This window comes from Pseudonocardia parietis, from assembly GCF_017876315.1.
GTDB classification, from domain to species: Bacteria; Actinomycetota; Actinomycetes; order Mycobacteriales; family Pseudonocardiaceae; genus Pseudonocardia; species Pseudonocardia parietis.
The window spans coordinates 1,419,139-1,432,438 of the sequence record NZ_JAGINU010000001.1 but is presented as its reverse complement, the minus strand read 5'-3'; the positions used below and the strand labels follow the sequence as shown (position 1 = coordinate 1,432,438).

Annotated in this window: 12 protein-coding genes; 5 read left to right on the top strand and 7 right to left on the bottom strand. The window is 73.5% G+C overall.

All coding sequences use genetic code 11. From position 1 onward, the window contains the following. Window positions 1–10: 10 nt before the first annotated feature. Window positions 11–751, top strand: a complete 741-nt coding sequence (locus tag JOF36_RS06825) for a dienelactone hydrolase family protein (RefSeq protein WP_210025554.1) — start codon at window positions 11–13, stop codon at window positions 749–751. A 13-nt stretch (window positions 752–764) separates the two neighbouring features. After that, window positions 765–2,411: an ABC-F family ATP-binding cassette domain-containing protein gene (locus JOF36_RS06820; protein WP_210025553.1), complete on the top strand. Its 1,647-nt coding sequence runs from the start codon at window positions 765–767 to the stop codon at window positions 2,409–2,411. Between the two features lie 71 nt (window positions 2,412–2,482). Here the strand turns inward: JOF36_RS06820 and JOF36_RS06815 are convergent, their stop codons facing one another. Beyond that, window positions 2,483–2,800: an adhesin gene (locus JOF36_RS06815; RefSeq protein ID WP_210025552.1), complete on the bottom strand. Its 318-nt coding sequence runs from the start codon at window positions 2,798–2,800 to the stop codon at window positions 2,483–2,485. Between the two features lie 106 nt (window positions 2,801–2,906). Then, window positions 2,907–3,734: a helix-turn-helix domain-containing protein gene (locus JOF36_RS06810; RefSeq protein WP_210025551.1), complete on the bottom strand. Its 828-nt coding sequence runs from the start codon at window positions 3,732–3,734 to the stop codon at window positions 2,907–2,909. Window positions 3,735–3,835: 101 nt separating this feature from the next. On the opposite strand from JOF36_RS06810, the gene JOF36_RS06805 reads away from it, so the two are divergent. Beyond that, window positions 3,836–4,426 (top strand): NADPH-dependent FMN reductase, encoded by a 591-nt coding sequence (locus JOF36_RS06805; RefSeq protein WP_210025550.1) that lies wholly within the window; start codon window positions 3,836–3,838, stop codon window positions 4,424–4,426. A 4-nt stretch (window positions 4,427–4,430) separates the two neighbouring features. Here the strand turns inward: JOF36_RS06805 and JOF36_RS06800 are convergent, their stop codons facing one another. The 4 genes from JOF36_RS06800 to JOF36_RS06785 all read right to left on the bottom strand — a co-directional run bounded on the left by JOF36_RS06800 (window position 4,431) and on the right by JOF36_RS06785 (window position 10,510). Continuing rightward, a complete protein-coding gene (locus JOF36_RS06800) occupies window positions 4,431–5,255 on the bottom strand; it encodes an aldo/keto reductase (protein ID WP_210025549.1) in 825 nt (274 codons plus the stop codon). A gap of 29 nt (window positions 5,256–5,284) precedes the next feature. Further along, on the bottom strand, window positions 5,285–6,169 hold the full coding sequence (locus tag JOF36_RS06795) for a patatin-like phospholipase family protein (RefSeq protein WP_210025548.1): 885 nt from the start codon (window positions 6,167–6,169) through the stop codon (window positions 5,285–5,287). Window positions 6,170–6,201: 32 nt separating this feature from the next. Then, window positions 6,202–9,108, bottom strand: a complete 2,907-nt coding sequence (locus JOF36_RS06790) for an FAD-binding and (Fe-S)-binding domain-containing protein (protein WP_307862251.1) — start codon at window positions 9,106–9,108, stop codon at window positions 6,202–6,204. A gap of 106 nt (window positions 9,109–9,214) precedes the next feature. Further along, on the bottom strand, window positions 9,215–10,510 hold the full coding sequence (locus JOF36_RS06785) for a hydroxyacid-oxoacid transhydrogenase (protein WP_210025547.1): 1,296 nt from the start codon (window positions 10,508–10,510) through the stop codon (window positions 9,215–9,217). A 108-nt stretch (window positions 10,511–10,618) separates the two neighbouring features. Between JOF36_RS06785 and JOF36_RS06780 the strand changes: the two genes are divergently transcribed. Further along, a complete protein-coding gene (locus JOF36_RS06780) occupies window positions 10,619–11,521 on the top strand; it encodes a 1,4-dihydroxy-2-naphthoyl-CoA synthase (protein WP_210025546.1) in 903 nt (300 codons plus the stop codon). A 36-nt stretch (window positions 11,522–11,557) separates the two neighbouring features. Here JOF36_RS06780 and JOF36_RS06775 read toward each other — a convergent pair whose 3' ends face one another. After that, window positions 11,558–11,752, bottom strand: a complete 195-nt coding sequence (locus JOF36_RS06775; RefSeq protein WP_210025545.1) for a hypothetical protein — start codon at window positions 11,750–11,752, stop codon at window positions 11,558–11,560. A 174-nt stretch (window positions 11,753–11,926) separates the two neighbouring features. Between JOF36_RS06775 and menE the strand changes: the two genes are divergently transcribed. Further along, a complete protein-coding gene (gene menE, locus JOF36_RS06770) occupies window positions 11,927–13,099 on the top strand; it encodes an o-succinylbenzoate--CoA ligase (protein ID WP_245350706.1) in 1,173 nt (390 codons plus the stop codon). Window positions 13,100–13,300: the final 201 nt, after the last annotated feature.

Genomic DNA, 13,300 nt, shown 5'->3' with positions numbered 1-13,300 from the left:
AACGGGTCCCGTGCCACGTATCGAGATGACGATCACCACCCCGGGCGGGGACGCCCCCGCCACCCTGCACGTCCCGGACGGCGCGGGTCCCTGGCCCGGCGTGGTGTTCTACGTCGACGCCGGCGGGGTGCGCCCGGCCATGCACGACATGGCCGCCCACCTCGCGTCCCTGGGCTACGCCGTGCTGCTGCCGGACGTCTACCACCGGCACGGCGAGTGGGCCTCGTTCGACATGGGCACCGCCTTCACCGACGAGGCCGAGCGCGGGCGGATGATGGGGATGCTCGGCTCGCTGGACCCGGATCTGGTCATCGCCGACGCCGAGGCGTGGGTGGGCGCGCTGCTCGACCGGCCCGAGGTGTCCGGCAGCCGGGTCGGCGTCACCGGCTACTGCATGGGCGGGGTGCTGGCCCTGCGCACGGCCGGGACGCAGCCGGAGCGGGTGGCCGCGGCGGCGTCGTTCCACGGCGGGAACCTCGCCACCGACGACCCGGCGAGCGTGCACCGGCTGGCCGGCCGGATCCGGGCCACCGTCTTCGTCGCGGGCGCGGCCGACGACCGCTCGTTCCCCGACGAGCAGAAACAGCGGCTCGACGCGGCGCTGACCGAGGCCGGCGTGACCTACACGATGGAGACCTACCCGGCCGCGCACGGCTTCGCCGTCCCGGACTCCCCCGCCCACGACGACCGGGCGGAGCAGCGGCACTGGGAAGCCCTGGACCGGCTCTTCGGCGGCGCGCTGCACGGGTAGCGTTGCGCTCGAGATGAGCGCAACACTGCACGTGACGGACCTGGCCGCGGGCCACGGCGACCGTCCTCTGTTCTCCGGGCTGGACGTCGTCGTCGCACCCGGTGATGTGATCGGACTGGTCGGCGCCAACGGCGCGGGCAAGTCGACCCTGCTGTCGATCCTGGCGGGTACCCGGCCGCCGGACGCGGGGCGGCTGACCCTCGCCCCGCCGGACGCAGGAGTCGGGCACCTCCCGCAGGAGCCCGACCGGCGTCCGGGCGAGACGGTCGCCGGGTTCCTCGCCCGGCGCACCGGTGTCGCCGCCGCGCAGTCCACGATGGATGCCGCGGCGGAGGAGCTGGCCACCGGTGCCGCCGGCGCGGACGAGCGGTACTCGAGCGCGCTGGACCGCTGGCTCGCGCTCGGTGGAGCCGATCTCGACGAACGCTGCGGCGAGGTCCTGCGCGAGGTCGGGCTCACGGCCGGGACGCAGGCGCCGATGACCGGACTGTCCGGCGGTCAGGCCGCCCGGGCGAACCTGGCCGCGCTGTTGCTGTCCCGCTACGACCTGCTGCTGCTCGACGAGCCGACCAACGACCTCGATCTGGACGGCCTGGAGCGCCTCGAGCGGTTCGTGGCCGGTCTCGCCCGCCAGGGCACCCCGACCGTGCTGGTCAGCCACGACCGGGAGTTCCTGTCCCGCACCGTGAACCGGATCGTCGAGCTCGACCTCGCGCAGCAGCGGATCGGGATCTACGACGGCGGCTACGAGGCCTACCTGGCCGAGCGCGAGATCGCCCGCCGGCACGCCCGCGGGGAGTACGAGGAGTACGCCGACAAGCTCGGTTCACTCAAGCAGCGGGCCGTCATGCAGCGGAACTGGATGGCCCAGGGCGTCCGCAACGCGCGGCGCAAGACCAAGGACCCGGACAAGAACGTGCGGGCGCTGCGTGCCGAGTCGAGCGAGAAGCAGGCGGCGAAGGCCCGGCAGACCGAGCGCGCGATCGAGCGGCTGGATGTCGTCGAGGAGCCTCGCAAGGAGTGGGAGCTGCGGATGACGATCGCGTCCGCGCCCCGCTCGGGGGCGATCGTCGCGCGGGCCGACGGGGCCGTCGTGCGGCGCGGGGACTTCGTGCTCGGCCCGGTGACCGTGCTCGTCGAGTGGGCGGACCGGGTGGTCGTGACCGGCGCCAACGGGGCCGGGAAGTCCACGCTGCTGGGCCTGCTGCTCGGTCGTGTCACCCCGGACTCCGGGAGCGCCGGGCCCGGGTCGGGGGTGCTGGCCGGGGAGATCGACCAGGCGCGCGGGGCGTTCCTCGGCGAGCAGTCGCTGCTGCGGGCGTTCGGGGAGCAGGTCCCGGACTGGCCGGAGTCCGAGGTCCGGACGTTGCTGGCGAAGTTCGGGCTCGTCGCGGACCAGGTGCTGCGGACGGCGTCGTCGCTGTCCCCGGGCGAGCGCACCCGGGCCGGGCTGGCGCTGCTGCAGGCGCGCGGTGTGAACCTGCTGGTGCTCGACGAGCCGACGAACCATCTCGACCTGCCCGCGATCGAGCAGCTCGAGCAGGCCGTCGACGCCTTCGACGGAACCGTCCTGCTGGTCACCCACGACCGGCGGATGCTCGACACCGTCCGCGCCACCCGCCGCTGGGAGGTCCGGGACGGCACCGTGGTCGAGCACTGAGCCCAGCTACAGCTCGAGGAGCCCCGGTACCGGACCGGAGCTCCTCGAGTCGGGGTCGGGAGGGGTGTGCGCTACGCCTGCTCGGGCTCGGCCGCGTCGGACTGCGCGACGATGGCGAAGCGCAGCTCCTGCTCGCCGGCGTCGGTCTCGACCGGCTGCACATCGAGGACCTTGTCGTCCAGCATCTGCGCGGCGCCGGGCTCCAGGAAGACGGCGATGCCCTCGCCGCGCAGCACGGTGTCCTGCTGGTCGGCCGACGGCGCCAGCGCCAGTTCCAGGCCCTCCTGCGGGTCCGGTGCGGTGATACGCAGGCCGCCCTCGTCGGGCAGCTCGGCGTCGGTGCTCAGGGTCTTGATCGCCTCGGCGGCGTTCTCGGTGATCGCCAACATCGTCCCCACCGTACGGACGGCGCCTCCGGCGTCCACCGCTGCACCCACGTGTCGACCTCCGTCGGGGGGCGGTGACCCCGTGCCCTCCCGGAACACCCGGTGTGAGCTACCTCACGGCCCGCAGCGGCCGTCCGCGCAGCGCGATCCACAGGAGCTCCTCGGAGGCGTCGTCGGCCGGCAACAGGACGACGAGCTGCTGGCCGAGGTCCTGCGGCAGTTCCAGGAACTGGCGCTCGAGCCGCAGCACGCCCGACGGATGACGCCAGCGCAGCACCCCGTCCGCCCGCCGCGGGTGCCGGGCGAGCCGCCGCTCGAGCTCTGCGTCGGCATCCGGCGGGAGCTCGGCACGCCACCGCGCCGTCCGCTCCTCGGACGGGCCCTGCCAGAGCTCGGCCACTTGTTCGTCGACGACCCGGTCCCGGTCGGGGAACACCTCGCGGGCCCGCGGATCGGCGAGCGCGAACCGGGTCAGGTTGGCCTCGCCGTCGAGCAGCCCGGACGGGCCGGCGAACGCCGCGAACGACGCGGTGCAGGCGAGCACCTCGCCGAGCCGGTCGATGACCATCGCCAGGCCGGGTTCGATCAGATCCAGGGTCCGCCGGACGCCGGCCGCGACCTCCGGCGGGGCCTGCGGCGGGCGCCCGACGCACTCGGACCCTTCGGTGATCTTGGCGAGGTGCCGCAGGTGCTCGCGGTCGGGATGGTCCAGTCGCAGGGCGCCGGCCAGTGCGTTGACCACCGGCGCGGACGGGCGCCGGTCGCGCCCCTGCTCGATCCGCACCAGGTACTCGACGCTGATGCCGGCCAGCGCGGCCAGCTCGGTGCGGCGCAGGCCGGGTGCCCGGCGACGCGACCCGACCGGCAGCCCGAAGCCCTCCGGGCGGGCGCTGTCCCGCCGGGCCCGGAGGAACTCGCCGAGCGGTGATGCGGCCATGTGGACGAGCGTACGACCCGGCGGCGGCCGCAGGGTGGCCCCGCGGGGGCCAGCCTGCGCAGGGGCTCCACGCAGCGCTTCCCGCCGCGCACGCTCGACGTATGACCACATCTGCACTGCTCGTCCTCGTCAGCAGCGTCCGGCAGGGCCGGTTCGGCCACGTCGTCGGCTCCTGGGTCGCCGATCGGGCCCGCGAACACGGCGGGTTCGACGTCGAGGTCGTCGATCTCGTCGACGTCGACCTCCCGCTCGCCCTGCCGGACGGCTCACCGAAGAACGACGACGGGACGTACCCCCGGCCGCCGGGGATGGCGCCGCTCACCCGGGCGCTCGAGCGCGCCGACGCCGTCCTGGTCGTCACACCCGAGTACAACCACAGCTACCCGGCGTCGCTGAAGGCCGCGATCGACTGGCACTTCACCCAGTGGACGGCGAAGCCGGTCGCGTTCGCGTCCTACGGCGGGGCGAGCGGCGGCCGGCACGCGGTGCTGCACCTGGAGAACGTGCTCACCGAGCTGCACGCCGTTCCGCTGCGGGACGGACTGTCGTTCAACGAGTACTACCTGAACTGGGACGACGGGCAGCCGGGCGACCCCGCCGCCCAGACCCAGGCGAAGGTGGTGCTCGACCTCCTGCAGTGGTGGGCGAGCGCGCTCTCGCGGGCCCGCGCGCAGGCGCCCTACCCGGAGTGAGGCGTCAGCCGAACGTGTCCGGGTCCGGCCCGACCCGCCTGCCGGTGTGCAGCTTCTCGATCGCGCCGATGTCGTCCTCGGACAGGGAGAAGTCGAAGATCTCGAAGTTCTCCCTGATCCGATCGGGGTTGTTCGACTTGGGGAACACGACGTTGCCGAGCTGGATGTGCCAGCGCAGCACGACCTGGGCGGCGGAGCGGCCGTACTTGTCGGCCAGCTCGGTCAGCACCGGGGCGTCGAGCAGGCCCTTGCCCTGACCGATCGGGCTCCACGCCTCGGTCGCGATGTCGTGGTCCTTGTGGTACTCACGCAGCTCCCGCTGGACCAGGTGCGGGTGGAACTCGATCTGGTTGACCGCAGGCCGGGTGGAGGTCTCCTGTGCGAGCCGCTCCAGGTGCGGGATCTGGAAGTTCGAGACGCCGATCGAGCGGGCCCTGCCCGACTCCCGCGCGTCCTCGAAGCCCTGCCAGGTCTCGACGTAGCGGTCGTCGTGCGGCCGCGGCCAGTGGATCAGGTACAGGTCGACGTGGTCGAGACCGAGCCGGTCGAGGCTCTCGTCGAGCCGCTGGACGGCCCGGTCGCGACCGTGACCGTCGTTGTCGAGCTTGGTGGTGATCCACAGTTCGTCGCGCGGGATGCCGGAGCCGGCGATCGCCTTACCGACGCCCTCCTCGTTGCCGTACATCTGTGCGGTGTCGATGTGCCGGTAGCCCACGTCCAGGGCCGCCTGCACCTTCTCCGCGGTGTGGCCGGGCTCGATCTGGAAGACGCCGAAACCGAGCTGCGGGATCTCCCGGCCGTCGTTCAGCTTGATGGTGGGAACAGCCATGGGGCCCGAATACCCGTGCGGCGCGGTCGTCATGCGCCGCCGTGGGAGGTGCCTCGGCCGGGGGCACCGCGGTCCCAGACCCGGGCGATCTCCGCGGCGACGTCGGCGGCCTGGGCCCGACCGGCCCGTGCGGCCGCGGGTCGCCGGGCCGGGTCGAGGACGTTGCGGCCGAATGCCCGCCGCGCCCGCCGGTCCGGTTCCACGTACGCGACCCGGCCGAGCGCGGCGAGTGCCTCGGCCTGGACCCGCGGGGATGCGGCGGAGCCGATGCCGCCGGACATCGGGGCGAGGACGACGGCGCGGCCGTACCCGGCGGCGAGATCGGCGTTGGCCATCGAGCGGACGCCGCCGTCGATCCAGCGGGTCCCGTCCGCGGACACCGGCGGCCAGACGCCGGGCACCGCGCAGCTGGCGGCGACGGCCGTGGCCAGCGGGATGCTTTCGTCCCGGGTGAACACCCGGAAGGCGCCGGTGTGCGCGTCCACCGCGGTGATCCACAGGTCGCGCACCGCGGGCCAGCCGGCACCGGCCAGCCGGGCCTCGATCGCGGCGAGCCGTTCGGACTCCGGCACGGTGTCGGCGCCCAGCGCGAAGCTGCCGATCCGCGCCCGCACCCGCCGGGCCTCACGCGACCCGCCCAGCGCGGTGAGGCCGATCCGGACGGCGAGCTTCAGCCCGAGGTTCGCCGCGATCTCGCCGTGCGGCGGGGCGAGCTGGGCCTGCAACAGGTCCTGCGGGTCCCGCCCGGCGGCCAGGTTCGCGCCCACCACGGACCCGGCCGAGGTGCCGACGACGAGATCGGCCCCGGTCAGGTCGATCCCGTCCGCCGCCAGCCCGGCGACCAGGCCGTACATCCAGGCGATGCCGGTCTGCCCGCCACCGCCGAGGACCAGTGCCCGCCGGCCGTCATCCATCCGCTCTCCTGCCCGTCGGTGACCGGCGCCCGTCAGCCCCGCAGCGCGCGGGCGGCGATCTGGGCCAGGTGCACCGGCTCCCGCTCCCCGGCCTGCCGGACCTGGGTGCGGCAGGAGTAGCCGTCCGCGAGCAGGTCCACCCCGTCGTCGGCGGCCCGGACCGCGGGCAGCAGCGCGCGCTCGGCGCAGGCCATCGAGACGTCGTAGTGGCCGTCCTCGAAGCCGAAGTTGCCGGCGAGGCCGCAGCAGCCCGAGTCGAGCACGGTCGCGTCGACACCGAGGGCCTTGAGCACCGCGCGGTCCGGCTCGCTGCCCAGCTCGGCGTGCTGGTGGCAGTGGATCTGGACCAGGGCCTTCCCGTTGCCCTCACCGGCGACCGCGGAGAGCTCGTCGGCGTGCCGGCCGAGCAGCTCGGCGAACGTCGAGACCTGCTGTCCGAGCAGCGTGACCCGCGGCTCGTCGGGCAGCAGCTCGGCGGCGTCGGACCGCAGCGCGGCCGTGCACGACGGCTCCAGCCCGACCACCGGGATGCCGGCGTCGAGCGCCGGGCCGATCGCGCGCAGGCTCCGCGCGAGCACCCGCCGGGCCGCGGTGACCTGCCCGGTCGAGGTCCAGGTCAGGCCGCAGCAGACGTTGCGCGGCGGCAGCTCGACCCGGTAGCCGAGCGCGGTGAGCACCGCGACGGCGTCGGCGGCGACGTCCGGGTCGAAGTGGTCGGTGAACGTGTCGGTCCACAGCAGCAGCGGGCCCCGGCTGCCCGGCTCGATCCCCAGCTCCGGCACCCGGGTCATCGGCGCGCCCTTCGCCGCGCGGGCGGTGTAGGTCTCGCGCGCGATCGGCGGGATGGCCCGGCGGGCGTCGATCCCGCCCGCCTTCTTCGCGATCTTCGCCAGGAACGGGACCTGCGCGAGCTTGTTGAGCCCGTCGACGGCGGCGGCGGGCAGTGTCCCGACCACCCGCATCCAGCGGGGCAGCGCGCCCATCGAGTAGTGCGCGCGCGGCCGCAGCTTGCGGTGGTAGCGGTTCGCGAGGAACTCGGTCTTGTAGGTGGCCATGTCGACACCGACCGGGCAGTCGGACTTGCAGCCCTTGCAGGACAGGCAGAGGTCCAGCGACTCGGCGACCTCGTCGGACTGCCAGCCGTCGGTGATCACCTCGCCGTTCGCCATCTCGAACAGCAGCCGGGCCCGCCCGCGGGTGGAGTGCTTCTCCTCCTTGGTCACGTTCCAGCTCGGGCACATGACGCCGGAGCCGGTGTCGATCGCGCACTTGCCGACGCCCAGGCACCGGCGGGTGGCGCGGTGGAAGGAGCCGCGGTCGTGGCTGAACGCGAGCTTCGGCTGGTCGGGCATGGTCGGCATGCCCAGCTGGACGCGCAGGTTCTCGTCCATCGTCGCCGGCCGCACGACCCGGCCCGGGTTCATCCGCTCGTCCGGGTCCCAGATCTCCTTGAACCGCTCGAACCCGGTGATGATCTGCGGCGGGTACATCCGGGGCAGCAGCTCGGCGCGGGCCTGGCCGTCGCCGTGCTCGCCGGACAGCGACCCGCCGTGCGCGACGACGGTGTCGGCGGCGTCGGTCATGAACTCCCGGAAGTTCGCGACGCCCTGCTTGGTGAGCAGGTCGAAGTCGATGCGGACGTGCAGGCAACCGTCGCCGAAGTGGCCGTAGTAGATGCCCTTGCGGCCGTGGCGCTCCAGGACCTTGTCGAACTCGCGCAGGTAGGCGCCGAAGCGCTCCGGCGGGACGGCGGCGTCCTCCCAGCCGGGCCAGGCCTCGCCGCCGTCGGTCGAGCGGGTCAGCAGGCCGGCGCCCTCTTCGCGGACCCGCCACAGCGCGGCCATCTGCGCCGGTTCGGACACGACGACGGCGTCGGTGGTGTAGGCGCGCATGGCGTGGGTCACGGCCTGCGCGGCGGCCTCGGCCTCGGCCCGGTCGGAGCCACCGGTCTCGACGTAGAGCCAGCCCTTGCCCTCGGGCAGCATCCGCGAGGTCGTCTCGTTCGGGCGCAGCGCGCGCAGCGAGGCGATCAGCCCGGCGTCCATCCCCTCGATGGTCAGCGGGGAGTGCTCGCGAACGATCATGACGTTGTCCGCGGCGTGGTAGGCGTCCGGGAAGCCCAGCACGGCCAGCGCCCGCGCCGGCGGCGACTCGACCAGGTCGACGGTGGCCTCGAGGATCGTCGCGCAGGTGCCCTCGGTGCCGACCAGCGCCTTCGCCAGGTTCACCTGGCCCGGCACGAGCTGGTCGAGGTTGTAGCCGGAGACCCGGCGGGTCAGCTCGGGGACGTGCTTCGCGACGTCGTCGGCCATCTCGGCGCCGAGTGCCCGCAGGGCGTCGGGGAGCGCGCCGGTCTCGGTGCCGGAGCCGCCGAGGGTGATCCGCTCGCCGCGGTAGGTGAGCACGTCGAGCGACCGCACGTTGTCGACGGTCTTGCCCCAGGCCACCGAGTGCGACCCGCACGCGTTGTTGCCGATCATCCCGCCGATCGAGCAGCGGTTGTGCGTCGACGGGTCCGGCCCGAACGTGAGCCCGTGCGGCTTCCCGGCGTCCCGGACGGCGTCGCACACCGCACCCGGCTGGACGCGTGCGGTCCGCGCGTCCGGGTCGACCTCGATGATCGCGTCCATGTGCTGGCGGAAGTCGAACGCCACCGCGGTGTTCACCGCCTGGCCTGCGATCGAGGTACGCGACCCGACGGGCAGGACCGGCACGTCGTGCTCGCGGCACACCGCCATCGCGGCCTCGACGTCGCCGGCGTCCCGCGGCGCGATGACGCCGATCGGGACCCCGCGGTAGTTGGACGCGTCCGCCGACCACATGGCCCGGCTGGCCGCGTCGAACCGGACCTCGCCGCCGATCGCGGCCTGCAGGTCACTCTCCAGGGCGCGGTACGCGGTGGTGCTCGTGGTGGGTCGCGCAGCGCTGTCCGTGCTCACGGGACTCCTCTCGGCAGGTCGGGACGACGACGCTACCCCCCGGCCGGATGCGGCCTCCTGCCCAGGAGACATAGGCGGCCGGCCCGCGCGGGCCGGCCGCCGGTCGTCACCAGTTCTCGATCGACCGGGTGAGGATGCCGGCGATGTCGTCCTCGGTGGGCGTGCGCGGGCAGGTGGCGAGCAGCCGCTGCTGCTTCATCGTGCCCGGAACCAGGTCCGGCACGTCGGACTCGGTGAAACCGACCCCGCCGATGCCGTTCGGGATGCCGATGTTGCGCATCAGGTCGACCAGCACGGACGGCAGCTGTTCGCGCTGGTCGTTGAGCTTGTCCGCGCGCGGGGCCATCAGCTCGGCGGCCTTGAGGTGCCGGTCCGGCGCGGACTCGAAGGAGAACCGGAACGCCTCCGGCGCGGTCAGCGACACCGACATGCCGTGCGGCACCATCGGCTCGTCCTGCGGGAAGCCGGCCGGCCGGAAGTCCTTGACCATCCCGGCGATCGGGTAGGCGTTCGCGTGCGGGATGTGCACGCCGGAGTTGCCGAATCCCATCCCGGCGAACGTCGCCGCCATCATCATGTTCGAGCGGGCCTCGACGTCCTCGGAGCCGCGGTGCACGGCGTCCCGGAACGACTGCGCCAGCAGCATCATCGCCTTCTCGCACCACAGGTCCGAGACCGGGTTGGAGCCGCAGTAGGTGACCCGCTGCTCGGGCTTCTTGCGGTCGAACGTGGTGTACCAGCGCGCGGTGTAGGACTCCAGCGCGTGGCAGACGATGTCCATCCCGGACGCGGCGGTCACCTCGGGCGGCAGCGACATCGTGACCAGCGGGTCGATCACGGCCAGGGTGGGGCGCAGGCGCCAGTGGCTGATCCCGGTCTTGACCTTCATCGACAGGATGTCCAGCACGCACATGGCGGTGGACTCCGAGCCGGTGCCGGCCGTGGTCGGGACGGCGATCAGCGGCTTGAGCGGCCCCTCCGGGACCTTCGCGTTGCCGATCGGCTTGTTGATGAAGTCCATCAGCTCGCCGGGGCCCGAGGTCAGCAGGTTGATCGCCTTCGCGGTGTCGATCGCCGACCCGCCCCCGACGGCGACGAACCCGTCCCACGGGCCCTGCGCACGGGCGTACTCGGTGGCCTTGATCATCGAGTCGTCGGTCGGCTCGACGTGCACGCCGTCGAAGATCTCCGAGCCGATCCCGTGGCTCTGCAGGGACTCGGCGATCCGCTCGGGGATACCCAGCGCGCGCACGCCCGGGTCGGTGACGATCAGGACCCGCCCCACCCCGTAGCCGGTCATCTCGAAGCCGATCTCGTCGATCGCTCCGGCGCCGAACTTCAGGGGCGGCGCCCCCCAGGTGAAGATCGTCTCCTCGGTGAGATCGACATTCGGGCTCGTCATGGGCTCGTCCTCCTGGTCCGGCACGGCAACGGGTGAAGTCTCGCGCCGAGTCTGCCCTGTTGATCAGGGTGTGCGCATCACTCACCCGGGACGATCTAATCTCCCCTCATGCCCGTCTCCGAGACGTTCGACCCCGACGCCTGGACGCCCGTGGAGGGGTTCGCCTTCCGCGACATCACCTACCACCGGGCCGTGTCCACCGGCGCGGTCCGGATCGCGTTCGACCGCCCCGAGGTCCTGAACGCGTTCCGCCCCGGCACCGTCGACGAGCTGTTCACCGCGCTCGAGCACGCTCGCACCAGCGCCGACGTCGGCTGCGTACTGCTCACCGGGAACGGCCCCTCCCCCAAGGACGGCAAGCGCGCCTTCTGCTCCGGCGGCGACCAGCGCATCCGCGGGCGCAGCGGGTACCAGTACGCGTCCGGGGAGACCGCGGAGTCGGTCGATCGCGGCCGGGCCGGGCGGCTGCACATCCTGGAGTGCCAGCGGCTGATCCGGTTCATGCCCAAGATCGTGATCGCCGTCGTCAACGGGTGGGCGGCAGGCGGCGGGCACTCGCTGCACGCCGTCGCGGACCTCACGCTGGCCAGCGCCGAGCACGCCCGGTTCAAGCAGACCGACGCCGACGTCGGCTCGTTCGACGGCGGCTACGGCTCGGCCTACCTGGCCAAGCAGGTCGGGCAGAAGTTCGCCCGGGAGATCTTCTTCCTCGGACGGACCTACACCGCCGAGCAGATGCACCACATGGGCGCGGTGAACGAGGCCGTGCCGCACGCGGAGCTGGAGTCCACCGCGCTGCAGTGGGCGACCGAGATCAACGGCAAGTCGCCGCAGGCGCAGCGGATGCTCAAGTACGCGTTCAACCTGGCCGACGACGGCCTGGTCGGCCAGCAGCTGTTCGCCGGCGAGGCGACCCGGATGGCCTACATGACCGACGAGGCCGTCGAGGGGCGCGACTCGTTCCTGGAGAAGCGGGACCCGGACTGGTCGCCGTTCCCCTGGCACTACTGATCCCCTGGCACTACCGCGGGGCTTCGGCCGGTCGGGTCAGTCGACGGACGGGCGCGGACGCGGGAGCGGCTGCGCGGTGTCCGTGGTGGCCTCCGGCATCGTCGGGGGCTCGAACGCCAGGGCGGCGAGCTCACCGGCGACCGCGCGGTGCCCGGAACCGGCCGGGCGGCGGCAGCGCAGCGCGCGCGGGCTACGGGTCGGTGACGCGTCGACGGATGCGGTCTGCGGCATGGGGAGCTCCTTCGACTCCGGTGAGCGGCGGTCTGGTGCGCCGCCGCCCTCACCCCGGCTGTCGCGCTCCGCGGCCCGCTCGTTGCAGCTCCGCGAGCACGTTCCCCGAATCTGATGAAAAGCGCCGCCGGTCCGTCACCGGGTGACGATCACCACGGTGGCAGGCTGATCGGTATGGACGTGCGTGCGGTCGGGGTGGACGGGTCGCCGGAAGCGGTGACGCGGCTGGCGGCCGCGCTGGGGTCCGCGCTGGACGGCTCCGGCCCGGCCGTGCTCCCCGTCCGTGCCCTGCCGGGCGACGAGCCGGCGCTGCCGGAACCGGTCGCCCGCGCCGTCGCCCGGGGGACGGTTCCGGACGGGCTGGCCGTCGTCGTCGCCACCTCGGGATCGACCGGGCAGCCCAAGCACGTCGCGCTCACCGGGGACGCGCTGCGTGCGTCCGCCGCGGCGACCCGGGAGCGGCTCGGCGGCCCCGGCGCCTGGCTGCTGACGTTGCCTGCCGAGCACGTCGCGGGCGTGCAGGTCGTGCTGCGGGCGCTGCTGGCCGGGACGGAGTGCGTGGTGCAGGACGTCCGTGACGGCTTCCGGCCCGAGGGCCTGAGCCGCGCCACCGGCCGTCTCCCGCACGGCTCCCGCCGCTACACCAGCATCGTCCCGACCCAGCTGGCCCGCGTCCTCGACCACGGGTCGGCGCCGCTGCACGCGCTCGCCGGGTACGACGCCGTCCTCGTCGGCGGGGGCGCGCTCGACCCCGGCCTGCGCGCCCGCGCCGAGGAGAGCGGGATCCGGGTCGTCGCCACCTACGGGATGAGCGAGACCTGCGGCGGGTGCGTCTACGACGGCGTTCCGCTCGACGGCGTGACGGCCACCATCGAGCCCGGGTCCGGCCGGGTGGTGCTCGGTGGACCGGTCGTCGCCGCCGGATATCTGGGAGCACCGGAGGCCACCGCGGAGGCCTTCACCCCCGGCGGGTTCCGCACCTCCGACCTCGGGCAGACGGCACCGGACGGGTCGTTGACCGTGCTGGGCCGGGCCGACGACGTCATCAACACCGGCGGGGAGAAGGTCGCCCCGGCCGCCGTCGAACGGGCGCTGTTGTCGGTGCCCGATGTGCGCGGGGCCTGCGTGGTCGGGATCCCGGACGACCAGTGGGGCCAGATCGTCGCCGCCCTCGTCGTGACCGACGGCCCCGACCCGGTGGACGCGGTGCTGCGTGACACCGTCCGGGACGCCTGCGGCCGGGCCGCCGTCCCCCGGGTCCTGCACCGCGCCGACGGGATCCCCGAGCGCGGGATCGGAAAACCCGACCGCAGCGCCGTAGCCGCCCTGCTCACCGACCTCCGCTGAGCACCCCCGCGCCACACGCGGCCTCGCAGCCGAATCTTTCGACCACTCTGCGGAGTTGGTGATAGCGGTGAGTGACCTTGCGTGACCACTTCGTCGGCGCCCACACCACCCGGTCCGGTGAGACGGTCGTACACACCATGGGGTCGCTTCACACAGAGTGCGTTGCGCCCCGCCCGCACATCGAGTGTGCTGCTGCCACTG